Annotated in this window: 18 protein-coding genes; 5 read left to right on the top strand and 13 right to left on the bottom strand. The window is 43.6% G+C overall.

All coding sequences use genetic code 11. From position 1 onward, the window contains the following. Nucleotides 1-111: 111 nt before the first annotated feature. The 9 genes from PG901_RS09505 to PG901_RS09465 form a co-directional block, all read right to left on the bottom strand. Nucleotides 112-1,578, bottom strand: coding sequence for an alpha/beta fold hydrolase (locus PG901_RS09505; RefSeq protein ID WP_201624730.1), 1,467 nt, complete (start codon nucleotides 1,576-1,578; stop codon nucleotides 112-114). Nucleotides 1,579-1,914: 336 nt separating this feature from the next. After that, nucleotides 1,915-2,628, bottom strand: a complete 714-nt coding sequence (locus PG901_RS09500) for a fumarylacetoacetate hydrolase family protein (protein ID WP_201624729.1) — start codon at nucleotides 2,626-2,628, stop codon at nucleotides 1,915-1,917. Between the two features lie 63 nt (nucleotides 2,629-2,691). Next, nucleotides 2,692-3,417 (bottom strand): ABC transporter permease, encoded by a 726-nt coding sequence (locus PG901_RS09495; RefSeq protein WP_149490594.1) that lies wholly within the window; start codon nucleotides 3,415-3,417, stop codon nucleotides 2,692-2,694. A gap of 12 nt (nucleotides 3,418-3,429) precedes the next feature. Further along, the gene (locus tag PG901_RS09490; protein ID WP_201562301.1) at nucleotides 3,430-4,179 is read right to left on the bottom strand and encodes an ABC transporter permease; all 750 of its coding nucleotides are present in this window, start codon (nucleotides 4,177-4,179) and stop codon (nucleotides 3,430-3,432) included. Nucleotides 4,180-4,616: 437 nt separating this feature from the next. After that, nucleotides 4,617-5,579, bottom strand: a complete 963-nt coding sequence (locus tag PG901_RS09485; protein WP_201624728.1) for an ABC transporter substrate-binding protein — start codon at nucleotides 5,577-5,579, stop codon at nucleotides 4,617-4,619. A gap of 157 nt (nucleotides 5,580-5,736) precedes the next feature. After that, the gene (locus PG901_RS09480; RefSeq protein ID WP_201624727.1) at nucleotides 5,737-6,675 is read right to left on the bottom strand and encodes a transporter substrate-binding domain-containing protein; all 939 of its coding nucleotides are present in this window, start codon (nucleotides 6,673-6,675) and stop codon (nucleotides 5,737-5,739) included. A gap of 124 nt (nucleotides 6,676-6,799) precedes the next feature. Further along, nucleotides 6,800-7,597 (bottom strand): transporter substrate-binding domain-containing protein, encoded by a 798-nt coding sequence (locus tag PG901_RS09475; protein ID WP_372829184.1) that lies wholly within the window; start codon nucleotides 7,595-7,597, stop codon nucleotides 6,800-6,802. Nucleotides 7,598-7,962: 365 nt separating this feature from the next. Then, a complete protein-coding gene (locus PG901_RS09470) occupies nucleotides 7,963-8,760 on the bottom strand; it encodes an ABC transporter ATP-binding protein (RefSeq protein ID WP_201624725.1) in 798 nt (265 codons plus the stop codon). 288 nt (nucleotides 8,761-9,048) lie between these two features. Next, nucleotides 9,049-9,393: a hypothetical protein gene (locus PG901_RS09465; protein ID WP_227692276.1), complete on the bottom strand. Its 345-nt coding sequence runs from the start codon at nucleotides 9,391-9,393 to the stop codon at nucleotides 9,049-9,051. Between the two features lie 553 nt (nucleotides 9,394-9,946). On the opposite strand from PG901_RS09465, the gene PG901_RS09460 reads away from it, so the two are divergent. The 4 genes from PG901_RS09460 to gltS all read left to right on the top strand — a co-directional run bounded on the left by PG901_RS09460 (nucleotide 9,947) and on the right by gltS (nucleotide 13,920). Next, nucleotides 9,947-11,248 carry a glutamate-5-semialdehyde dehydrogenase gene (locus PG901_RS09460; RefSeq protein WP_201624724.1) on the top strand — a complete coding sequence of 434 codons (1,302 nt, stop codon included), beginning with the start codon at nucleotides 9,947-9,949 and terminating at the stop codon, nucleotides 11,246-11,248. Between the two features lie 160 nt (nucleotides 11,249-11,408). Continuing rightward, nucleotides 11,409-12,152 (top strand): ribonuclease domain-containing protein, encoded by a 744-nt coding sequence (locus PG901_RS09455; RefSeq protein ID WP_201624723.1) that lies wholly within the window; start codon nucleotides 11,409-11,411, stop codon nucleotides 12,150-12,152. Nucleotide 12,153: 1 nt separating this feature from the next. Beyond that, nucleotides 12,154-12,561, top strand: a complete 408-nt coding sequence (locus PG901_RS09450) for a barstar family protein (RefSeq protein WP_201624722.1) — start codon at nucleotides 12,154-12,156, stop codon at nucleotides 12,559-12,561. An 84-nt stretch (nucleotides 12,562-12,645) separates the two neighbouring features. Further along, on the top strand, nucleotides 12,646-13,920 hold the full coding sequence (gene gltS, locus PG901_RS09445; protein ID WP_201624721.1) for a sodium/glutamate symporter: 1,275 nt from the start codon (nucleotides 12,646-12,648) through the stop codon (nucleotides 13,918-13,920). 107 nt (nucleotides 13,921-14,027) lie between these two features. Here the strand turns inward: gltS and glyA are convergent, their stop codons facing one another. The 3 genes from glyA to PG901_RS09430 all read right to left on the bottom strand — a co-directional run bounded on the left by glyA (nucleotide 14,028) and on the right by PG901_RS09430 (nucleotide 17,657). Then, the gene (gene glyA, locus PG901_RS09440) at nucleotides 14,028-15,284 is read right to left on the bottom strand and encodes a serine hydroxymethyltransferase (RefSeq protein WP_201624720.1); all 1,257 of its coding nucleotides are present in this window, start codon (nucleotides 15,282-15,284) and stop codon (nucleotides 14,028-14,030) included. A gap of 412 nt (nucleotides 15,285-15,696) precedes the next feature. Then, nucleotides 15,697-16,197 carry a chorismate--pyruvate lyase family protein gene (locus PG901_RS09435; protein WP_201624719.1) on the bottom strand — a complete coding sequence of 167 codons (501 nt, stop codon included), beginning with the start codon at nucleotides 16,195-16,197 and terminating at the stop codon, nucleotides 15,697-15,699. A gap of 86 nt (nucleotides 16,198-16,283) precedes the next feature. Next, on the bottom strand, nucleotides 16,284-17,657 hold the full coding sequence (locus tag PG901_RS09430; protein WP_201624756.1) for a GNAT family N-acetyltransferase: 1,374 nt from the start codon (nucleotides 17,655-17,657) through the stop codon (nucleotides 16,284-16,286). Between the two features lie 919 nt (nucleotides 17,658-18,576). On the opposite strand from PG901_RS09430, the gene PG901_RS09425 reads away from it, so the two are divergent. Next, entirely contained in the window at nucleotides 18,577-20,796 is a 2,220-nt protein-coding gene (locus PG901_RS09425) for an NADP-dependent isocitrate dehydrogenase (RefSeq protein ID WP_201624718.1), read from the top strand. A 215-nt stretch (nucleotides 20,797-21,011) separates the two neighbouring features. Here the strand turns inward: PG901_RS09425 and icd are convergent, their stop codons facing one another. After that, nucleotides 21,012-22,271 (bottom strand): NADP-dependent isocitrate dehydrogenase, encoded by a 1,260-nt coding sequence (gene icd, locus PG901_RS09420; protein ID WP_201624717.1) that lies wholly within the window; start codon nucleotides 22,269-22,271, stop codon nucleotides 21,012-21,014. Nucleotides 22,272-22,733 lie beyond the last annotated feature (462 nt).

The following is a 22,733-nucleotide window of genomic DNA, read 5'->3' as shown; positions in this document are numbered from 1 at the left end:
GCTTAATTCAAAAAAACCCTCAAGTGTCATGCTTGAGGGTTTTTCGTTTTTGTCATTCCACATTTACGGCTCTAGGCTCATTAAAGGTGATATTAATAATTTAAAAAATGCTTAATCCGCAACTTCATCTATTTCTGGATAAGAGTAAATACGGTCCTCAAGCGCGTACTTTGCTTCATGCGCATCGCCTTGTCTATTGGCTAATAACCAAGCAATGATTTGCTGATGTACCCTATCGTTATAGATTAGATTCATATGATTAACACCATAAAAAATCGCTTTATGGCCCTCTGGCACATTCAATGTATGCTCTTCGGTATACTCGCCAAGCGCCGATTCTACCGAAACCAGCCCATCACCGAGTAAGCTTGTGGTCTTAGATTTATAATGCACTTCAACCATAGCTGCCGCGACCAGATAGGTATTTACATGCAAAGGCAAGCGCGTTGGATGGCGAAATTCTGCGGGCAGCACACTGCGCCCTTCGGCAGATTTCCAGTCTGCATCGCGAATACTACCATAACGTAAATCAATAATACCTGCACTGCGCAGGTCGCCTAGCTTGGCTAATGAGCCTGCAAAAGGCAATTTAGCGATTTTATCTTGAACAAAATGACCAATCTGCTCTAAGCTTGCGCCATGATGTGGCGAGCCTAAAGTGATAAGATTGCCCACGCGTTCGACCCAGCTAAAACCTTGTTCTTTACCATAAAATAGCGCGCTACGACTCAGCAAACCGCCCATGCTATGGCCGATTAAATCAAGCTGGGTGATATCTGGATTATTCTCCACCAAATCTTGCAAAACTTTTGCAAAGCTACGCCCGTTACTCGAGATACGTCGACCGGTATTATAGTTCAAATACAAAACCGTCGTGTTTGGCAGCTTGCTACTCAGCGTTTCAGCCAGATTGCCCTCGTCAGCTACTTGCCAGCTTAAGTGACTCATACAAAGCCCATGACATAAAACAATCACCCGCCCTGACAGTGCATCGCTTTGCACGCGATTGTATTTATCATATAGCACCATCGATACGGCCAATGGATTATGATGGGTGACAAGGTGATCGCCCATGACGCCGTTTAAAATATTAACCACGCGGCGTAAGTTTTTCGGCAACGGCTGTATTTTTTTGGGCTTTAAAACCGTGTTATAAAGCCGCATCCCTGTGGCGATATTATTGCCGACCATTTGCATCGCCTGACGGACCGTGCCATAAATGCGACCGGTGATACCGCGCTGCCAGTGCTCAAGATTGCCTTTATTAAAGCGCCCTAAAGGACGCAATAATATCTCACGGTGGATAGCTTCTACAATATCCGTGACTTCAACCACGCCCATCGTAGCTAGCTGCGCCAAGCCCTCAAAGAAATCTACCAAGGATATGGGCTCATGCGGTTTGCTATAGCTGTTATCGACCGTTTCTGCGCTTAGCTCATCGACATAAATATATTCAAGTTTCGCCAACTCTTCATAGACATCGCCTTGAAAACCTTCGTCAGTATCCAATTTATCAGGGGGACGCCGAGTGGTAGCAAATAAATCATGAATGCTTTCTAAAGGTCTTGGTTTGAGCATAGTTTTGATACATCAAGCAATTAAGGAGATTTGCCATACTAGCCTGTAAATGCCATAAACAGAAGATAATGATTGAACTATCCCGTATCTTTATTGTCATAGCGGTTACAAGCGTATGAGTATAGATGGTACTTATCGTGTTTTTCTTAGTATTTTATTTAGCATTTTTTAAGTTGTTACTAAGCAAAATATATCATCATTATGCTCAGTTTTTAACACAAAAAAACCCCAAATAGTATTTGGGGTTTTGATAGTGAATAGCAGTTTTGGCATTAAGAGATTTGTCATTGAAAGAATGGTCATTAATAAATTTATCATTAACCGCTAACTGATAGCTTACTTAACCTCTGCCTGCCATTCATGAGCGCCCAGTTTTAAGCTCAATTGGTCGCCTGCTTGTAAGGCGCCAACACCACTTGGCGTGCCAGTCATAATCACATCACCTGCTTGCAAGCTAAAGGCGTGACTGATATTTACCAATAACTCATAAACAGGAAATAGCATCAAGGCACTATCACCGTCTTGCTTGAGCGCATCATTAATAGTCAGCTGATAATGGACATCTGTGAAATCGCCAAATACTTGCGGGTCAAGCCAATCGCCAAGCACGCAAGCGCCATCGAAGCATTTAGCGCGCTCCCAAGGATGACCTTTTTCTTTCAGCTCGGCTTGTAGCTCACGCAAGGTCAAATCTAAGCCCAATGTTACGCCACCAATCGCTTGCTTGGCTTCTTCAATCGTTGCCGCTGATAAGTCTGCGGCTAATTGCACGCACAGCTCAGCTTCGTAATGCGTTTCACCATATAGCGCTGGATTTGGACGTACAACGCCTTGACGGATGGACACCACCGAAGATGCTGGCTTCATAAACAATATCGGTGCTTTAGGTACTTCATTGCCTAATTCTTCAGCATGCGCCGCATAGTTGCGACCGACGCAGACCACTTTACCGATAGACGCACGTAAATACTCATTGGCATCGTTAGCACTGTTATCATTAACGCCCGCAGCAATCGCATCGGCTAAAGACATATGTGGTGATTGGCTCATATTAGATTCTCACGGCAATTTATAAACATTTAGGAGTAGATTTTTATCTTATATTTACTATTATTAAGGAATCGTATTGGTAACCACATCGGGTGGTACGTAGCTGGCGTGACGATTCATACGCTTTTCAAACAATCTAAAGCTAAACAAGATAACCCACGATAATAATAGATAAACCACACCGGCGGCAAAGAACAATTCCATCAAGGTATAAGTCCGCGCACTAATCGTACGAGCAACGCCCGTGATATCCATCAAAGCAATGGTTGATGCCAATGCACTACCTTTTAGCATAAAGATAACTTCATTACTGTAGGCTGGAATCACAATACCAAAGGCACGCGGTAAAGTAATGCGCGTCAGCTTCTGCCATTTTGACATGCCAATCGCATCGGCGGCTTCAAGCTCGCCCACAGGAATATTTTGGATAGCACCGCGAATAATTTCTGCCAAATAGGCACTGGTATTGAGGGTAAAGGCAATAATCGCACACCAGTAAGCTTGGCTAAGCACCGGCTCCCATAAGAACGAGTTACGTACCGCTTCAAACTGCCCAAGACCATAATAAATCAGGAATATCTGTACCAGTAGCGGCGTGCCACGGAAAAAGAAGATATATAAAAACGGTAAGACTTGCACTAGCCAATTTTTGGACAACCGCAATAACGCCAAAATCAAACCAAAAAACAAGCCGATAATACCTGAGAACACGACTAGCTGTACGGTCAATACCGCGCCATTAAGTAAATCAGGGATATGGTCAAAAATGACCTGCCAATTCCAATCCATAGTATCTCTCCTCTACCCTATGGTCGATTGACTTTGAGTGGTTTGATGGGGGCTAGTTTGACGGCTAAGCTTTTTGGCATAACGCGCCGCCGGATTGGCGCGCCATTCAAGCCACATCATAAAGCCGGTAATCAACATGGTCAGACCCAAATAAATAATCGCCGCTGCCATATAAAAAGTAAACGGCTGCTGTGTCGACTGCGCCGCACGCGAGGACTGATACATGATGTCTTTAAGACCGACAACCGAGACCAAGGCCGTATCTTTAAGCAATACCAAAAACAAATTGCCCAAACCCGGCAGCGCAATTTGCCATACTTGCGGCAAGGTAATACGATAAAAGGTCTGAAAAGGACGCATCCCGATCGCTTGCGCTGCTTCGCGTTGCCCTATTGGAATCTCTTGAATCGACATGCGAAAAATTTCAGTCGCATACGCACCAAAAGCAATAGACAATGCCATGACGCCGCCCCAAAAAGCGCTAATCTCGACATAGTCGTTATAGCCGAACTTTTTGAGGATGCTCATCAGCACGATAGAGCCACCATAATAGATAAACAGCACCAATAGCAGCTCAGGAATCCCGCGCATCGTGGCGGTATAGACCGTCGCAAGCTTACGCAGCAGCCAGATATTAGACAGCTTTGCTGTGGCACCGAGCAAGCCTAAGAACATGCCGATGATCAGACTGGTCATGGCAAGTTTTATGGTGACGGTAGCGCCGCTTAGTAATAGCGCGCCAAATCCTTGTAAATCAAACACAATTATCCACTCAGTCTCTTTATATTAGCAATTTGCAAAATATGAGTTAAAAGAATCAGCATCAATAGCTGAACGCTGCTGATAATCGTCTGCTAGACCAAATAGATATTAGCCTTTTGCGTCATAGAGTGACGTCAGATAAATACGATTATTGCGGCGGTAATTGACACAGTAGAAATGAGCGCTGATTTTATCATATTCGCTGCCAGCTATGTTAATACTGACGCGTAAAAGCACGGTCTAAATAGGTACTTATCAGCATAAATATCAAATAAATCAGTAAGATTTGATAAAACCCGACTGTTAATCACCCTTAAAACGCAATGATTTGCTATAAAAAGCAAAAAAGACATCGCCATCATGGCAATGTCTTTATGCTTATTAATACAGCATTCATTCAAGATACTAATAGTATCGAACCATATAGTATCAAACCGCTATTGTGCGGTGCTATCTAACGTTGTTGGTGCTGCTGTTGGCGTTGCTGTTGTTGGCGTTGCACTTACTGGTACAGCAAAATACTTTTGATTGATTTTATCATAAGTGCCATTAGACTTTATATTGGCCAATGATTGATTGATTTTTGCTTGCAGGGCTTCATCATTAGGACGCACGGCAATAGCAAAGTTATCATTAATATCAATCTCATCGCCTTTTAGCACATAATCACTACCTGATGCTGAACCGAGCCACTCTAACGCTGGCAGTTTGTCAGATATCATGGCATCGACACGACCGGAACCCAAATCTAAAAAGGCATTACTCAAGGTATCATAAAGCTTCATATTGGCTTTTGGATAAGTATTTTCTAACCACTGCGAAGAGATGGTCGAGCGCTGCGCAGCAATAGAATGCGCATTGATATCGCTGCTATTAGCTGGATCAAAGCTGCTGTCTTTTTTGGCTAAAAATACCAACGCATTGCTAAAGTACGGATCGGTAAAAGCAACTTGCTTTGCGCGCTCAGGCGTTACCGACATTGCCGCGACGATGGCATCGTATTTACCCGCTTTAAGGCCAGGAATAATACCATCCCAATCTTGCGCCATAATCTCACAGGTCATCTGCATATCGTCGCAGATAGCATTGGCAATCTCAACATCGAAGCCGCCAAGCGTTCCATCAGCATTGGTATAGTTAAAGGGTGCATAAGCGCCTTCGGTACCGATACGCAGCACATTGTCATCTGCCGCAGCGGTGTTGTTTTCGGTCGCTTCTGTTGTCTTCGTTGCCTCTGAACTAGCGGTTTCGTTAGTTTCATTTTGACCATTACTGCAACCCGCCAACGCCAATAATGCCGTTAGGGCTAGCATCGGCTTTGCCTTTAAGAAAGGTTTACTGGCGGATGAGGAAATAGCAGACGTACTAAATATGCTGGCTGAGAAAAGATGGTTGCTCATAATCATCCTTGATGTTGTTACTGGGTATTATTAATTAGACTTTTAGACTTAGCATTATCACTTGGCAAAATATTATAAATGGCATAAAGCACGCTTTAGTCAAAACGTGCTTTATTAAAACCAGCGCTTATCTAATAGGCCTTTATGAAAAGTCCTATTAATTAGTCGCCGCTTCTGCTTGTTCTTCTTTGGCAATCACAGCATTGGCATCGACATTACCATCATCAACCACCACCACCTCTTTAACACCCTCAGTCGCTACTGCTTTTTGTGCCGCCGCTGTTGAGCTGGTACCAAAATAGCTACCGGTGATTTGGTCATAAGTGCCGTTGTCTTTAAGTTCAGCCAGTGCTTTATTAAATTTAGCAACTAATGGATCGCCTTTACGGAAGGCAATACCCATCGCATCATCACTGGTGCTGATTTCTTGCCCTTTAACTTCATAGTCTTTACCGGCTTCGGTTTTTAGCCAATCAATACCGGTAACTTTATCAGACATCATGGCACGGACACGACCTGAGGTTAGGTCTAAGTAAGCATTGTCTTGGGTGTCATAAAGTTTGATATCAGAGTCGGCATGTTTTTCTTGCAGATACTGTGACGCCACCGTTGAGCGCTGTGAGGCAATCGGCTGTCCTTTTAGACCTTCTACGCTGATATCATCACCTTTTTTACCGATTAGGATGATGCCAGTATGAAAGTATGGGTCGCTGAACTCTACGACTTCTTTACGCTCAGGCGTGATTGACATACCAGCGATGGCCGCATCAAATTTCTGTGCATTGAGCCCCGGAATTAAGCCATCCCAATCTTGCGAGATAACTTCACACTCGGCTTTCATTTGCGCACATAGAGCGTCGACCAGCTCAATCTCATAGCCGATTAATTTGCCATCAGCGTCGGTATAGCTAAAAGGCTTATAGCTGGATTCTGTAGCGATTTTGATGTTTAAAGGCGCATCAGTAGCGGCATCTGTCTCAGTGCTTTCAGTCGGTGCTGAGCTGTTATTACAAGCCGTAAGCATAAGCATCGCCGCACTAAGTGGGGCAAGCCACAAGGCTTTTTTGCTTATTGATGATGTCATTGAAGTAATCATAGGGTTTATTCCTTAATATATTGACCAGCCGTTTGTTAATCCGCAATGGATCAGTCATTCGTTAATCAACGCTTCTCAAAACAGTCTATTGATTGAAGACTTTTCTCAAAGCGTAGCAAGCAAATTATTGACCGAAGTTTTCCTGTTCAAGACGGGCAAGCTCACCGTTACTACGGATTTCGCTCAGCGCTTTATTAAAGTCGTCTTTGATTGAATCCCCTTTACGAACAGCAATGGCAATATTATCGTCGTTATCAATCTCATCACCCACGATGCCGAAGCCTTCTGGGTTGTCCGCTAACCATGATTTGGCAGAGACTTTTTCAGCAAGTACCGCATCACTACGACCGGACTTTAGGTCCAAATAGGCATTGTCATAATTATCATAAAGCTTAACGGTATTACCGTCTTTGCCTTCATAATTGTCTTGTAAGTACGCACCCGGAGTCGTTGAGCGTTGGCCACCAAGGGTTAGGCTCTTAATTGCTTTAGGATCAAAGCCGCCTTTGGTATCGGTGAGCCAAACCATGGTATTGGCAAAGTACGGCTCACTGAAATCGACCTTTTCTTGACGTTCAGCGGTGATAGACATCCCAGCGATGACGGCATCATATTTCTGCGCCAATAAGCCTGGAATGATACCGTCCCAATCTTGGGCAACGATTTCACATTTGGCTTGCATTTGCGCACATAAGGCATTGGCAACATCGATATCGAAACCCGCCAAGCTGCCATCGGCATTGGTATAGTTAAAAGGAGGGTAAGCGCCCTCGGTGGCGATACGAATGGTCTTGCCAGCCGTTTCTGCGGCAGGGGCATCAGCATTGGTATCAGTAGCTTCGTTAGCAGGCTGACTACAAGCACCAAGCATGAGCGCGGCGGTAACGGTCATCGATGACCACAATAGGCGAGAATTCGACATCATACATTCCTTAAATTCTGATGGATTTTTTAATATAGGGTTCTGATATTTTGTTCTCTGACGTCCCTGCCAGAAAAGCAATTCAATGCACAGAAGACACAGGCAGGCATCATGAGCAACTGCCTGTAAACCTTTTGATAATACCTGACTCAAATATCAAAAACAAACGTTTTGCATACCGACTGTGATTATTGAGTAATAAACACCCTAAGAAAATTACCAATGAGTAATTTTAGCGTTTTAATCGCTTTAAACATTTAAAAACTTAAAATAGCGTCTAAATCAAAACAGTTAAAATTAAAGCCGTTAAAGTTAAAGTCAATAAAATTGAAACGACTAGAATTAAAACAAATGAAAACGCCCTGTTAGTTTTTGCGATGCGATGCCATAAAGTCTTTAACGCGCTCAGATTTCGGGTTATCAAAGACTTGCTCAGGCGTACCAATCTCTTCAATCACACCTTGATGAAGGAATACCACCTTGCTCGATACTTCACGGGCAAAGCGCATCTCATGGGTGACAATCAACATCGTACGCCCCTCTTCAGCCAGCTCGCGCATGACGGCGAGCACTTCATTAACCAGTTCAGGGTCGAGTGCCGAGGTTGGCTCATCAAATAATAACACCTGCGGCTGCATCGCAAGCGCACGCGCAATCGCCACACGCTGACGTTGACCGCCTGATAAATTTGCGGGATACGCATCTTTTTTATCAAGCAAACCGACTTTATCAAGCAGCTTTTCCGCATCACTAATCGCTTGGTCTTTTTTGATTTTTAGGACTTGCGTTGGCCCTTCGATGATATTTTGCAAAATGGTCTTATGCGGCCACAAGTTAAAGCTCTGGAAGACGAATCCCACGCGCGCACGTAAGCTTTCTAGCTGCTTGATATCTGCCGCTTGCAATTCGCCCGACTTAGTAGGTTTGAGTATCAGCTCATCGTTACCGATGATAATACGACCTTGATTGGGCTTTTCGAGCAGATTAATACAGCGCAGCAAGGTCGACTTACCGGAGCCAGACGAGCCTAAAATAGAGATGACGTCGCCATCATAGGCGGTGAGCGACACCCCTTTTAGCACGTCTAATGAGCCATAGCTTTTATGGACGTCTTGTAAATCTAAGGCGATAGGCCGAGTCGGATTCTTTGCAGTATCAAGCATGGTTTAGCAGACTTCCAATAAATATGAGTGAAAACATGAATAAAAAATGCGTTATCTATCAAACAGCTATAGCACTGTGTTAGTCGCATTATTTCGATAACGTTATGATGGGTTCAATAAAGGCGCGATATTGTCGCCTATAATGCAATAAAAAGGCAAACCTTGTCGCTTTTACCTATGAGCTTTTGACCAAGCAATACCCTTTATAAAATGAGGCCCATAACGCACAGTCAGTTATGGGCCTCATTTTATCATCTTAACGCCGTTAGCGCTGTTTTATCTGCGGCATTAGTACGTCGAAACATGCTCTTCGCTTTCAGTACCGTCGAGTACCTCTGCCTCATCGGCCGTTGCGACTGCCACATCATCATTTTCGCCGACTACCATACTTTCGTTAGTGTTGGCAGCACTGTCGTTTGCGCTAGCTACCGCAACATCATCATTGCTGCCTGCTGTAGCAACGCCAGTCGCTTCATCTTCTACCGCTGTCTGAGCATCGGCTGTTGATTCGACGTCCATCGGTGCTTCATCTTTTTTACCACAAGCACTGACACTTAATGCCGCTACCACCAAACCAACCGTTAACCAGTTTTTATAGGTTTTATTTTCAATCGCCATTTTATTCTCCATCATAAGTGTTTTTCATATTAGCGCCCACTATACTCACGATTTATAAGTACTACCTTAGCAGTTACAGCGCAGTTCTGTTAAAAACACGTAACAGCGCCCTGACTTTTAACTGCTTATCTTTTTATTTCTAAATGCTATTTATTATGGATAAAAATTCAAATGCGAGTAAAAACATCAATCCAAACATTTAGTAAATAACCCTAAAAACAAGGTTAAAGAAAACTCTGCAGTGCTTGATAAACGGTCTTTGTTCACAAAATCGACTTTACTATCGTCCTCATCTCCTCTATGTTAAATAGCAGAGAGCCATTAGTTTCTAAAAAGCCATTAGTTTCTAAAAAACCGTCAGGCGCTAAAAAATAAACAAGTGCTAAAAACATATTTTTGTAGATTAGTGATGATAATTAGCAGATTTACTGCTTTTAGGCGGCTTTAGCTGCGTTTCTTTATGCCTGAACCTATATATGAGCGTTTTATAAAATCCAGGATTCATTATTTAGGATTCATCATTACTAATCTGCAAACCCTCTATTGATAACTATAAGGAAGTTAATTTATGAGTCAATCGAATACCACAGATGTTACCGCTTATATGCAACGCGTTGGTCAGCAAGCACGTGCCGCGTCACGAGCGCTAGCGGCGGCCAATACCGGCGATAAGAATTCCGCCTTGATGGCAATCTATGACGAATTAAAAAGCGCCAAAGCCGATATTTTAGCGGCCAATAAAGTCGATATGGATAAGGGTGCAAAAAATAACTTAGACGCCGCCTTACTTGACCGCCTAGAGCTAAACGACGCGCGCTTTGATGGTATGCTGCAAGGTTTAAAAGACGTCTCCGCGCTGCCCGATCCTATCGGCGCAGTCACGGATATGACCTATCAGCCATCAGGTATTCATTTGGGTAAAATGCGCGTGCCACTTGGTGTGGTCGGTATGATTTATGAGTCGCGTCCCAACGTTACCTTGGAGGCGGCTTCGCTTGCGCTAAAATCCGGTAACGCCATTATCTTACGCGGTGGCTCTGAAGCCTTTGAATCCAATCAAGCGATTGCGAAATGTATTTTAAAAGGCTTAAACAAGGTTGGTCTATCTGAGCATAGCGTGCAAGTGTTAGAAACCACTGACCGCGCTGCCGTTGGCGAGCTGATTACCATGACAGAATATGTCGATGTTATCGTGCCACGCGGCGGTAAAGGTTTGATTGAGCGTATCAGCCGTGATGCCCGCGTCCCTGTGATTAAGCATTTAGATGGTAACTGTCATACCTTTATTGATAGCGACGCCGATGCCGACATTGCCATCAAGGTTAGCGTCAATGCCAAAACCCATCGCTACGGTACTTGTAATACTATGGAGACGCTGTTGGTCGATGAATCAGTTGCCAATGAGCTATTACCAAAAATTGCTGAAGCCATCGTAAAAGCTGATGATGCCATGCAACTGCGCCTTGATGATAAAGCACAGGCTATTTTAAATGACAATGCTACCCTTCAAGGGCATTTGTCAGCGGCGACTAGCGCAGACTGGGATACAGAGTATCTTGCACCTATATTAGCGGTGAAAGTGGTATCGGGTATCGATGAAGCGATTGAGCATATCAATACCCACGGCAGCCAGCATACCGACGTTATCATTACCGACAATTATACCAAGTCGCAACGCTTTATCCGTGAAGTCGATTCGGCAAGCGTTATGATTAACGCCTCTAGCCGTTTTGCCGATGGATTTGAATACGGGCTTGGGGCGGAAATCGGTATCTCAACCGATAAAATCCATGCGCGTGGACCGGTTGGACTCGAAGGCTTAACCTCGCAAAAATGGATCGTTTACGGTCATGGCGAAACCCGCGCCTAGCGCATTACTTCTTCACTACAATTTATCGTCTTACCTCGAGTATAATCCATAAAAAACGTCAGCTTAATTGCTGGCGTTTTTTTATTATTGATAAATATGTTATATATGGCACATAAAAATTATTTTGCTGAATAAAAACCGTCGATAGGATAGCGCGCCCATGCAAAGTGGCAAGATTAAACACTGGAATGCTGATAAAGGCTACGGCTTTATTGAGGTAGACAATCAAAGTGAAGATGTCTTCTTTCATATCAGCACCGTACGCTTGTCGCAACCTATAAGCGAAGGTCAGCGCGTCTATTTTAACAGTCAGCGTAATGAAAAAAACCAATTGCGCGCAACTGAAGTCACCTCTAATGAATTGAGTATTTTAGAAACATCAGTATCAAATTCAGCAGCAAGTTCAGCGCATCGCAACCTAGATAATGCGCAGCAGAAAAACAATCGATATAAAAATACTCGTGGTAGCCAAAACAAGAAAAGTGGCTTCTCTACCCTCTTGAGTTTCATCGCCCTTATTGCCGTTGCGGTTTACTTTTTTGGGGATTTAAAATCCAGTTTATTTACAGATAGCACGCCAGCAACTTCTATATCGCAGACGGCCTCTAAAACCAGCAGTTCAGGTTCCGCAGCTATCACAGGTGATGCGCAAATCGACCAGACGCTGGCACTTATTAAGCAAGGCGGTCCTTTTCCTTACCCTAATAAAGATGGCACAACCTTTTATAATCGTGAAGGCAAGCTACCTGCCCAGTCGCAAGGCTACTATCGCGAATATACCGTGCCTACACCGGGGGTTTCCCACCGCGGTGCACGGCGCATTGTCACCGGCGGTCATCCACCGACCATTTATTATTTGACCGTTGACCATTATGATAGCTTCCGACAATTGCAGGTGAGATGATATGAGCCAAGCTATTTACTATGTTAATGAAAACCAGATCAATCAAAGCAACATTAATCAAAACGGCGTTAACCGAAAAAGTATCAATCAAAGCGACTCTGCTCTCATTGACAATATTCCTGAGCAAGCGCTTAACATTCCCATTGGCGATGTTTTGGATAAAGAGACGCTACTGACTAGCTTAGCAAAAGCAGCCAATTTTCCCGACTATTTTGCCCATAATTGGGACAGCGCTTGGGACTGTTTGACCGATAGTGATATTACTCACCTCACACTTTACTTAAATGGGGTAGAGAAAATTAACACTGAGGACTTTAATGTCTTTAAGCGTCTCATTGAGGACGCCTATAAAGATTTTGGTAAACCGCAATTGTGGATTGTTGCGGCGTCAGATGATGCATGTGAATAGCGAGATGACCAGAACCTACATTCGAGATAAAACCAGCTTTATCCCGAATTTAGGTTAATTTATATTTATAGAAAGGATTAACCTATGGAAATCACCCTCAACGGCTACTACACCTTGATATTGGCCACCTTAGTGCTCTTGCTTGGACGCTTTTTAGTCAAACGGATTAAATTTCTAGAAGACTTTAATATTCCAGAGCCAGTGGCCGGTGGTTTGGTTGCAGCGATTATCGTTTACATTCTTAATATCTTTTGGGGTTATAGCTTTAACTTTCATCAAGGACTGCAAACCGCAACCATGCTGATGTTTTTTGCCTCTATCGGACTCAGCGCTGATTTTAGTAGGCTAAAGGCAGGTGGCTCGCCACTATTGATTTTCACCATCGTGGTATCGGTGTTTATCATCTTACAAGATGTCGTGGGCGTGGCGATGGCAAGTGTGCTTGGACTTGACCCACTCCTCGGCTTGGTAACAGGTTCAATTGCCCTAACAGGTGGACACGGTACAGCAGGCGCTTGGGGCATTACTCTAGAAGAGCAGTATGGTGTGGTTGGTGCCACGACACTTGGAATCGCGGTCGCCACTTATGGTTTGGTTGCAGGTGGCGTCATCGGTGGTCCGGTTGCCCGTCATTTGATTAAAAAACTTGGTTTAAAACCAGCGGCGGCTAATCCAAATCCGAGTGAGGTTGAACGACTTGCCGGCGAGCAATCACTCTATAGCACCAAGCATAACGAAGAGGAAGTGCATGCTAATAAGGAGATGTTTGAGAAGCCTGATAACATTCGTCTTATCACCGCCTCCTCTACCATTGAATCCTTGGCATTATTTGCCGCGGCATTGGCTTTCGCTGACATCATGACTTTGTTGGCGCAAGATACGTGGTTTGAGCTACCTACCTTTGTATGGGCGCTGGCTGGCGGTGTGATTCTACGTAATACCTTAACCATGGTATTCAATTTTGATATGTTTGACCGTGCTATCGACGTCATTGGTAACGCTTCTTTGAGTTTGTTCTTAGCGATGGCGCTATTGTCATTGAAACTTTGGCAGTTGACTGACCTCGCAGGACCGGTATTAATTATCTTACTGGTGCAGACGCTACTGATGATTGGTTATGCTTACTTTATTACCTTTAAGGTTATGGGTAAAGACTATGATGCTGCCGTACTATCAGCGGGACATTGTGGTTTTGGTATGGGCGCAACGCCGACGGCGATTGCCAATATGCAGGCGGTCACCGATCGCTACTTGCCATCACATAAGGCGTTTTTGATTGTGCCCATGGTTGGTGCTTTCTTTGTCGATATCGTTAACGCTACTATCTTGCAGATATTTACCAAATTGCCGTTTATGTGATTTGATAAAGTTAAACCCTGATTGAAATCAGCTGTAAAACAAAAAACCGCCTAGCAAAAGCTAAGCGGTTTTTTTATCTCTAAATTATAAAACTAATGAATTAAAACTTACTGATTTTTAGCATAAACAGGAAGCTCTTTACAGATAGCTTCAACTTTACCGCGTACTTCAGCAGCGACTTTTTCATCGCCACGGCTATCTAATACGTCACAAATCCAACCTGCCAAATCACTTGCTTGCGCTTCGTTAAAGCCGCGAGTAGTAATCGCTGGCGTACCGATACGGATACCAGAAGTCACAAATGGAGATTTTGGATCGTTTGGTACGGCGTTTTTATTAACCGTGATGTGCGCATCACCCAACCATTTATCCGCTTCTTTACCGGTCATGTCTTGCTTGACTAGGCTGATCAGCATGAGATGGTTTTCAGTACCGCCAGAGATGATTTCATAACCGCGATCTTGGATGACTTTTGCCATCGCTTGGGCGTTTTTAACCACTTGCTGCTGATAAGTTTTGAAGTTATCTTCTAATGCTTCTTTAAAGCAAACCGCTTTTGCCGCGATGACGTGCATCAACGGACCGCCTTGGTTACCTGGGAATACCGCAGAGTTTAACTTTTTCGCAAGCTTCTCATCACGAGCCAAAATCATACCTGAGCGTGGGCCACGTAGGGTTTTGTGCGTTGTAGTCGTGACCACATCAGCAAATGGTACTGGGCTTGGGTAAACACCGCCAGCGACCAAACCAGCAACGTGTGCCATATCAACAAGCAAATACGCGCCAACTTCATCAGCGATGTCACGGAAACGCTGCCAATCAACGACTTGTGAATATGCTGAGAAACCAGCAATAATCATCTTTGGCTTATGCTCACGCGCAAGAGCATCAACTTGGTCATAATCGATAAGGCCAGTTTCTTCAACCAAACCATACTGTACGGCGTTATAGTTTAGACCTGAGAAGTTGATATGCGCGCCATGCGTCAAGTGACCACCTGCGTCTAGGCTCATGCCTAGCACGGTGTCATTGGCGTCTAATAATGCTAAGAAAACAGCAGAGTTTGCTTGGCTACCTGAGTGTGGCTGGACGTTGACGTACTCAGCACCAAACAACTCTTTTGCACGATCAATGGCCAATTGCTCAACCACATCGACGTGCTCACAACCACCGTAATAACGCTTACCAGGATAGCCTTCAGCGTATTTATTGGTTAGGTCAGTGCCTTGTGCTTCCATCACTGCTTGTGAGCAGTAGTTTTCTGAAGCGATAAGCTCGATGTGGTTTTCTTGACGAACGCTTTCAGCGGCCATGGCTTCAGCAAGTACTGGATCAAACTCTTTGATAGAAATATCTTTAAACATAGTGATGTCCTAGGTAGTGGCTATCGTTAATGGTGGTGCTCATTGAAAAGAGGCGAGTAATAAAAGGAGGTGAAAATGGGCAAGCAAAGGCAATTAACCTGTTATTAACTTGTCCAAATTGGCAATAAAATCGAACGATAAAGGCATCGATATCATCGCTAAAGATTAAGTGTAACATGAAAATTTGTACTGTGAGCGCAAAAAAACCTCACGGAAAGCTGAAGGATTTAAATGACGCCATAATGAGGTTATCAAGCAAATAAATGCGCAATAAAATCATTGTTTTATATTTCTAATTTCTAAGTCTTGCTTGAGTTGTTAGTCAAATAATTATTTGTCGCCCATAAAAAAACAGCCACTCGTAAGGTAACTGTTTTATTTATTGATACATTAGTTAATGCATGCATCGACATCAAGCATCACTAGACAAAAACGCTGCTAAAAAAGTCTCACTAATTAGTATTTTGCGCCCATACCAATCATACAGCGTCTGCCGTTGCCAGCCCTCTGCCGTTTTTTCGATAGAACGTTGATTGGGCAAGGTGCGACTGCGCTTAAATAACACATAGCCAATCGGCGTGCTTTTCAACTGCTGTAAACGGCGAGCGCGCCCTTTTAAACTTGCTAGCGGGAAAATACTTTGTGCTTGCACCCATGGCTGCTCATCATTGCCATATAACTGCGCCTCGCGTACCCACGCTAGTAATGGACGGCTCAGCGCCGCGCCTTTTACACCCAATTGCTTTTTTTGCGCCAAGGACAATAACCGATAACCCTCAAAGCTACGCTTGACACGTAATGGCTGCCCCGCTTTTACCTCCAGCATAGCAGTGAGCGAACCTTCCGTATTGAGAAAATCTAATAGCTCACTGGGAGGCGATAACGGGTCAGAACAACAAAGATTAGAGGTCATAGTTTATGGCTGATAGGAAAGTATTAGATAGAAAGTTATTGAGTAGAGATTACCAAAGAAGATTTATTGTGCATTAATTAGTGTTATCAAAAACCACTGTCATTAAACGTCGGCATATTATCAATATTAAAGGGCAATGCTGCAAAGGCTTGCTCTCGATATTGCGCCATATGCATGCGGTCTTTGGCACAAAAATCGCTAATCGCTGGGACAAAACGCGCATCATAAATACGATGCAACGAATGAGTCTTGGTCGGAATAAAACCACGAATTAATTTATGCTCACCTTGGGTGCCTGGGTCAAAATAGGTGAAACCTTGCTCGATAGCGAACTCGATACCTTGATAATAACACAGCTCAAAGTGCAGGCTATCATACTCACCAAGCGCGCCCCAATAACGACCATACAGCGTTGCATTTTTACTATCAGGCTTATCGTATAAAAATAAACTGCTGGCGATAATATCAGCATTGGCATCAAGCGCTTGCGCGAGCATCAAATGCTTAGGCATGGTAGCTGCCAATCTCTTGAAAAAGTCTAGTGTGAGATAAGGCTGCTGCCCGCGCACGGCGTAGGTCATTACATAACAACGATAAAACGTCTGCCAATCTGCCTCAGTGATAGCATCACCGCATTTGCGCTGACATACAATACCTTGCTCGGCGACTTTGCGCCGCTCCGCACGAATGGTTTTACGTTTTTTGGCTTTTAATGTGGCCAAAAACCCCTCAAAGTCGGCAAATGGCTGACTACCTTCAAATAAATGCTTATTTTGCCATAAAAACTGGCAGCCTTGGCGCTCCAATATCGGTAACTCAATCGGTTTTGTCGCTATCCCATTTGCTTGACTGTTAAGCGCCATTTCTATATCAATATCAGTCGGCAGCGCTGCATGAGCGATAGCCGCCATCTCAGGCGTGACAAACAAGCCATGCCAGCCAGAGGGTTCTACTTGCTGAGCGATATCGTCAACCCCTGCGATAGCTGCCTTTAAAATATCAGCATTTAGCACCTCACCCTCTGCTAGCCATAAACGTTGCCCAGTAATGGGTGTATAAGGTGCGCTGGTCACCAAACGCGGATAATAATCTAGCCCATACTGTGCATAGGCTTGTGCCCACGCATGGTCAAAGACAAACTCGCCTTGATGGTGACCTTTGATAAAAACAGGCATGACTGCAATCGGTTGGCCTATTTGTTCTGAAGATAGCTTTGATGAGGATAGCTTGGTCGAAGTTGGCTTTGATGAAGTTAGGGCTTCCTCAGTTGCATCACCATCTATATCGTTTGGGCGATGAATTAAGATATAAATCGGCAACCAGCCTGCTTTTTCGCCGATTGCGCCAGTATCACTCAGCGCCTGCCAAAACTCAAACGACATAAAAGGCGTATCTGGTGTCTGCCAGTTGGTCAATTGCTGCCAGCTGCTATCGCTGAGTAACGCATATTGCAAATTCATCATCACCACACTCTCACCCTGCTATTTCTTAGACCATTTTTCTTTAGCGTTTAGCCTATCAAACTACCATGCTTTTGCTGTCACAATTTGCAAAAACTCAGCAATTTATCCAATCGCCAAAATAAAAGCACTTTTTTTATGTTTAAAACGTCCTCTTAAAACACCCTTGTCGAAACACCTTTATCGAAAAGTTTTAAAAAAAGCAGCACAAAAAAAGCCATTGTCAGCAAAGCAGCTGACCAAATGGCTTGTTTGTTAATGACTGTTTTATTTTTATGGCTGAAAATTAAGCTTAAGTACAGATTTGGTTTGGGCTGCGATAAACGCTAAAAAACGGCTGCTTTAAAGAACTGTTTTATTGGAGAATAATCACTATAACAAGTCCATTGTTGCAGAAATAAGCTCATGTGTGCAGAAAATAGTATTAAAAGCGTGCAAATTGTCTGCAAAAGATGATATCGACGCTGATGACTGGTAGAATAAGGCTATTACTAGCTTAATATAATTCAGATACATAGGATATGAGCGAAAATAGTATACTTAGTTCAATGTACAAGATTGACATCATATCGAATTTATAGTGGATCGACTATAATATGGCGTCAGTCATACATTCTCAGACCATTTTAGTCTGAGAGCTTTGAAGTAAATGGTCAAGATGACCTTTGAATAATGACCTTTAATAAAATAAGTGCTTGCTACAGCGACTTTTTAACAAAGGCCTACCTAAGAAAGGTCAGTCACTGCTTATGAAAGATTTTTCTAGCAGTCTTGACACTCTAGAATGGCAATAAACGACGACACTTGATGTATTTGAACCAACCCGTAGCCCATTATTGTATGCAGGCTGTATAGAGCTGTTAAATAATACCTCAGCTTTATTGGCCTCATTAATGACAACAAGGAATACTCTACTAACATGTCAAAAATTATTTATACAAAAACTGACGAAGCCCCAGCGCTTGCAACCTTATCATTCTTGCCTATTGTAAAAGCATTTACCCAAACAGCAGGCATCGAAGTCGAAACCAGTGATATCTCTGTTGCGGCGCGTGTGTTGGCTGAATTTCCGGAATATTTAACGGAAGAGCAGCGCGTTCCTAATAACTTAGCTGCGCTTGGTCAATTAACCCAAGATCCAAACGCCAATATCATCAAATTGCCAAATATCAGTGCCTCTGTGGGGCAATTAAAAGCGGCAATTAAAGAGATACAAAGCAAAGGCTACGCGATTCCTGACTTTCCAGATGAGCCACAAACGGAAGAAGAAGAAGAAATCCGTCGTCGCTATGGCAAAAGCCTAGGCAGCTCTGTAAACCCTGTCATACGTGAGGGTAACTCAGATCGCCGTGCGCCAAAAGCAGTGAAAAACTACGCCCGCAAGCACCCGCATTCTATGGGTGAGTGGAAGCAATGGTCACAAACGCACGTTTCACACATGCACAGTGGCGACTTCTATGACGGCGAACAATCGATTACCTTAGATAAAGCCCGCACCGTACGTATGGAGCGCGTGGCTGAAGACGGCACGGTTAATGTCTTCAAATCAGGTATTGCTTTGCTTGATAAAGAAGTCATCGACTTGATGTTTATGAGCAAAAAAGCGCTGCTTGAATTTTATGAGCGTGAAATGGAAGATTGCCGTGAAGCCGGTATCTTATTTTCACTACACGTAAAAGCCACCATGATGAAGGTCTCGCATCCTATTGTCTTTGGACACGCAGTTAAAACCTACTATAAAGATGCCTTTAATAAACATGGCGCGTTATTTGACGAGTTAGGTATTAACGTCAATAACGGCATGGCAAGTTTGTACGAAAAAATTGCTGAATTGCCAGCCAGCTTACGTGAAGAGATTGAGCGCGATTTACATGCTTGCCAAGTACATCGTCCACGTCTAGCGATGGTTGATTCATCAAAAGGTATCACCAACTTCCATTCACCAAGTGATGTGATTGTCGATGCTTCTATGCCTGCTATGATCCGTTCAGGCGGTAAAATGTGGGGCGCTGATGGCAAAATGTATGACTGTAAAGCAGTCATGCCTGAGTCTACTTTTGCGCGCATTTATCAAGAAATGATTAACTTCTGTAAATGGCATGGCAACTTTGACCCAACCACGATGGGTACCGTACCTAACGTTGGCTTGATGGCGCAAAAAGCAGAAGAGTATGGTTCGCACGATAAAACCTTCGAAGCAAGCGATTCGGGCATAGCTCGTATCGTTGACGAAGAAACTAATGAAGTATTGCTTGAGCAGCGTGTTGAAAAAGGTGATATCTGGCGCATGTGTCAGGTCAAAGACGAGCCAATTCAAGATTGGGTGAAGCTTGCCGTACGCCGCGCTCGCGAATCAGATACGCCAGTTATCTTTTGGTTAGACCCTTACCGTCCACATGAGAACGAGCTGATCAAAAAAGTACAAACCTACTTAAAAGATCATGACACTGACGGTCTACATATCGAAATCATGTCTCAAGTTCGTGCGATGCGTTATACCTTAGAGCGCGTTGCTCGTGGTCTAGATACCATTTCTGCTACCGGTAATATTTTACGTGATTACCTAACTGACTTGTTCCCGATTTTAGAATTGGGTACCAGTGCTAAAATGCTGTCAGTTGTCCCACTAATGAAGGGCGGCGGTTTGTTTGAAACAGGCGCAGGTGGTTCAGCACCGAAGCATGTACAACAATTGCTTGAAGAAAACCATCTACGTTGGGATTCTCTCGGTGAGTTCTTAGCCTTGACTGAGTCTTTAGAGCATTTAGCTAAAAACGATGGCAATGCCAAAGCTAAAGTATTGGCCGATACGCTTGATAGAGCTACTGAAACGCTGCTGTTAAATGACAAGTCGCCTTCACGTAAAACGGGCGAATTGGATAACCGTGGTAGCCATTTCTATCTGGCTATGTACTGGGCTCAAGAGCTGGCAGCACAAGATGAGAATAGCGAGCTAAAAGCACAATTTGCGCCATTGGCACAAAAGCTTGAAAGCAATGAAGCTGCTATCATTGAACAGATGAATGCGGTTCAAGGTAAGCCTATGGATCTAAAAGGCTACTATTTGGCAGATGAAGCTTTAGCTGAAAAAGCCATGCGCCCAAGTACTTTATTCAACGAGACGATTGCTTCGTTGTAACTGGCTCTAAACTGAATAGATGGCTCTAAACTGACTTAGTAAACGTTGCTAAGTCAGCATGAATCAAACACCCCAAAGGTCTAGACTTTTGGGGTGTTTTTTATGGCTAAATAAATAGATAACCATAAAAAAGCCACCTAGATTGCAGTAGATGGCTTTTTAAAATATAACTGGGTAAAACTCAGCTAACCAAAGTTTCTTAACTTATTAGCCAGTTAAGCATCCATATGTTTAATAATGGCTTTACCGAACTCAGAGCTGCTGAGCAAAATAGCATCTGGCATCAAACGCTCAAAGTCATAAGTGACGGTTTTGTTTTTAATCGCCCCTTTGATACCATCGATCACAAGGTCGGCAGCTTCTGTCCAACCCATATCGCGTAGCATCATTTCAGCAGATAAAATCAATGAGCCTGGATTAACTTTATCTTGACCAGCATATTTTGGTGCCGTACCGTGAGTTGCTTCATAAACAGAGATTGACCCGCCTTTATTGGCGCCCGGTGCGATACCGATACCGCCTACTTCTGCGGCCAGCGCATCAGAGATATAATCACCGTTTAAATTTAACGTTGCGATAACGGAATAATCAGCAGGACGCATGAGAATCTGCTGCAGGAAAGCATCAGCGATGACGTCTTTAATGACAATCTCATTTCCGGTTTTTGGATTTTTTATCGTCATCCAAGGACCGCCATCGAGCAATTCAGCACCGAAACGCTCAGCGGCAAGCTCATAGCCCCATTCTTTAAACGCGCCTTCTGTAAATTTCATAATATTACCTTTGTGCACGAGGGTGACACTTGGTAAGTCATTATCGATAGCATGTTGGATGGCTTTACGCACCAAACGCTGCGAGCCTTCTTTTGAGACAGGTTTAATACCGATACCGCAGTCATCGGAAAAACGGATTTTGGTCACGCCCATCTCTTCTTTCAAAAACTTGATGACTTTTTTGGCATCATCACTGCCCGCTTTCCACTCGATACCCGCATAGATATCTTCTGAGTTTTCACGGAAAATCACCATGTCTGTCAATTCTGGGCTATGCACAGGGCTTGGCACGCCTTCAAACCAGCGTACTGGACGCTGACAGACGTATAGGTCAAGCTCTTGACGTAGCGCGACGTTTAGCGAACGCATACCGCCGCCAACTGGCGTGGTCAATGGACCTTTGATACTCACCACGTATTCGCGCAGAACTTCGAGTGTTTCGGTCGGTAGATATTCGCCATCATAAATTTTCGAGGCTTTTTCGCCGCAATATACTTCCATCCAAACGATGGACTTTTTGCCTTGATAGGCTTTTGATACCGCGGCATCAACCACTTTAATCATCACTGGCGTGATATCCACACCGATACCATCGCCTTCGATAAAGGGAATAATCGGATGATTGGGTACGTTTAGGGTTAAATCAGCATTAACGGTTACTTTTTCGCCGTCTCTTGGGACGATTACCTTTTCATATGGCATGGGTCAAACTCCTTGATTGTATTTTTATAGTAGATAGCGCAAGCATCATGGCATCATTAGCATTCTGTTATGTTCGCTAGCTATTTATGTTTTGCTTTTGGCTTTAGCTAAGCAGCGTAGCGAGTTAAACGCTAATTATTTGAGCAGCACATATTGAGCAGAACGTACTCAGTAGAATATAGCTAGGCCGACATGCTTGGCGAGGTGATGTATAATAGTTTTAAGAGTAATATTTAAAGATCTTGTTGATGATATGATTAACACTTATTTTTAATAATCATGGAAAAAATCAAAGCTACTGCAAAAATTGCTTGGTCATTTATCGACAAAATCAGATGTTATTACAATAAGTAAAATGACAAAAAAACTTTATAAAAAATGAATGAAATTTTTCAGATTTTGCGAATTAAGTCATACAAAAAACCGCAAGCTGCCTTAGCCATTGTACTAAGATAAAGCGTG

The organism is Psychrobacter sp. ANT_H3 (genome assembly GCF_027919975.1).
GTDB classification, from domain to species: domain Bacteria; phylum Pseudomonadota; class Gammaproteobacteria; order Pseudomonadales; family Moraxellaceae; genus Psychrobacter; species Psychrobacter maritimus.
The sequence above is the reverse complement of the archived record's forward strand: the minus strand, read 5'-3'. Positions and strand labels throughout refer to the sequence as shown.

Coding starts and splice junctions, on each gene's coding strand:
- PG901_RS09505 (WP_201624730.1), bottom strand. CDS start 1,578: ATGCTCAAACCAAGACCTTTAGAAAGCATTCATGATTTATTTGCTACC.
- PG901_RS09500 (WP_201624729.1), bottom strand. CDS start 2,628: ATGAGCCAATCACCACATATGTCTTTAGCCGATGCGATTGCTGCGGGC.
- PG901_RS09495 (WP_149490594.1), bottom strand. CDS start 3,417: ATGGATTGGAATTGGCAGGTCATTTTTGACCATATCCCTGATTTACTT.
- PG901_RS09485 (WP_201624728.1), bottom strand. CDS start 5,579: ATGAGCAACCATCTTTTCTCAGCCAGCATATTTAGTACGTCTGCTATT.
- PG901_RS09480 (WP_201624727.1), bottom strand. CDS start 6,675: ATGATTACTTCAATGACATCATCAATAAGCAAAAAAGCCTTGTGGCTT.
- PG901_RS09475 (WP_372829184.1), bottom strand. CDS start 7,597: ATGTCGAATTCTCGCCTATTGTGGTCATCGATGACCGTTACCGCCGCG.
- PG901_RS09470 (WP_201624725.1), bottom strand. CDS start 8,760: ATGCTTGATACTGCAAAGAATCCGACTCGGCCTATCGCCTTAGATTTA.
- PG901_RS09465 (WP_227692276.1), bottom strand. CDS start 9,393: ATGATGGAGAATAAAATGGCGATTGAAAATAAAACCTATAAAAACTGG.
- PG901_RS09460 (WP_201624724.1), top strand. CDS start 9,947: ATGAGTCAATCGAATACCACAGATGTTACCGCTTATATGCAACGCGTT.
- PG901_RS09455 (WP_201624723.1), top strand. CDS start 11,409: ATGCAAAGTGGCAAGATTAAACACTGGAATGCTGATAAAGGCTACGGC.
- PG901_RS09450 (WP_201624722.1), top strand. CDS start 12,154: ATGAGCCAAGCTATTTACTATGTTAATGAAAACCAGATCAATCAAAGC.
- gltS (WP_201624721.1), top strand. CDS start 12,646: ATGGAAATCACCCTCAACGGCTACTACACCTTGATATTGGCCACCTTA.
- glyA (WP_201624720.1), bottom strand. CDS start 15,284: ATGTTTAAAGATATTTCTATCAAAGAGTTTGATCCAGTACTTGCTGAA.
- PG901_RS09435 (WP_201624719.1), bottom strand. CDS start 16,197: ATGACCTCTAATCTTTGTTGTTCTGACCCGTTATCGCCTCCCAGTGAG.
- PG901_RS09430 (WP_201624756.1), bottom strand. CDS start 17,657: ATGAATTTGCAATATGCGTTACTCAGCGATAGCAGCTGGCAGCAATTG.
- PG901_RS09425 (WP_201624718.1), top strand. CDS start 18,577: ATGTCAAAAATTATTTATACAAAAACTGACGAAGCCCCAGCGCTTGCA.
- icd (WP_201624717.1), bottom strand. CDS start 22,271: ATGCCATATGAAAAGGTAATCGTCCCAAGAGACGGCGAAAAAGTAACC.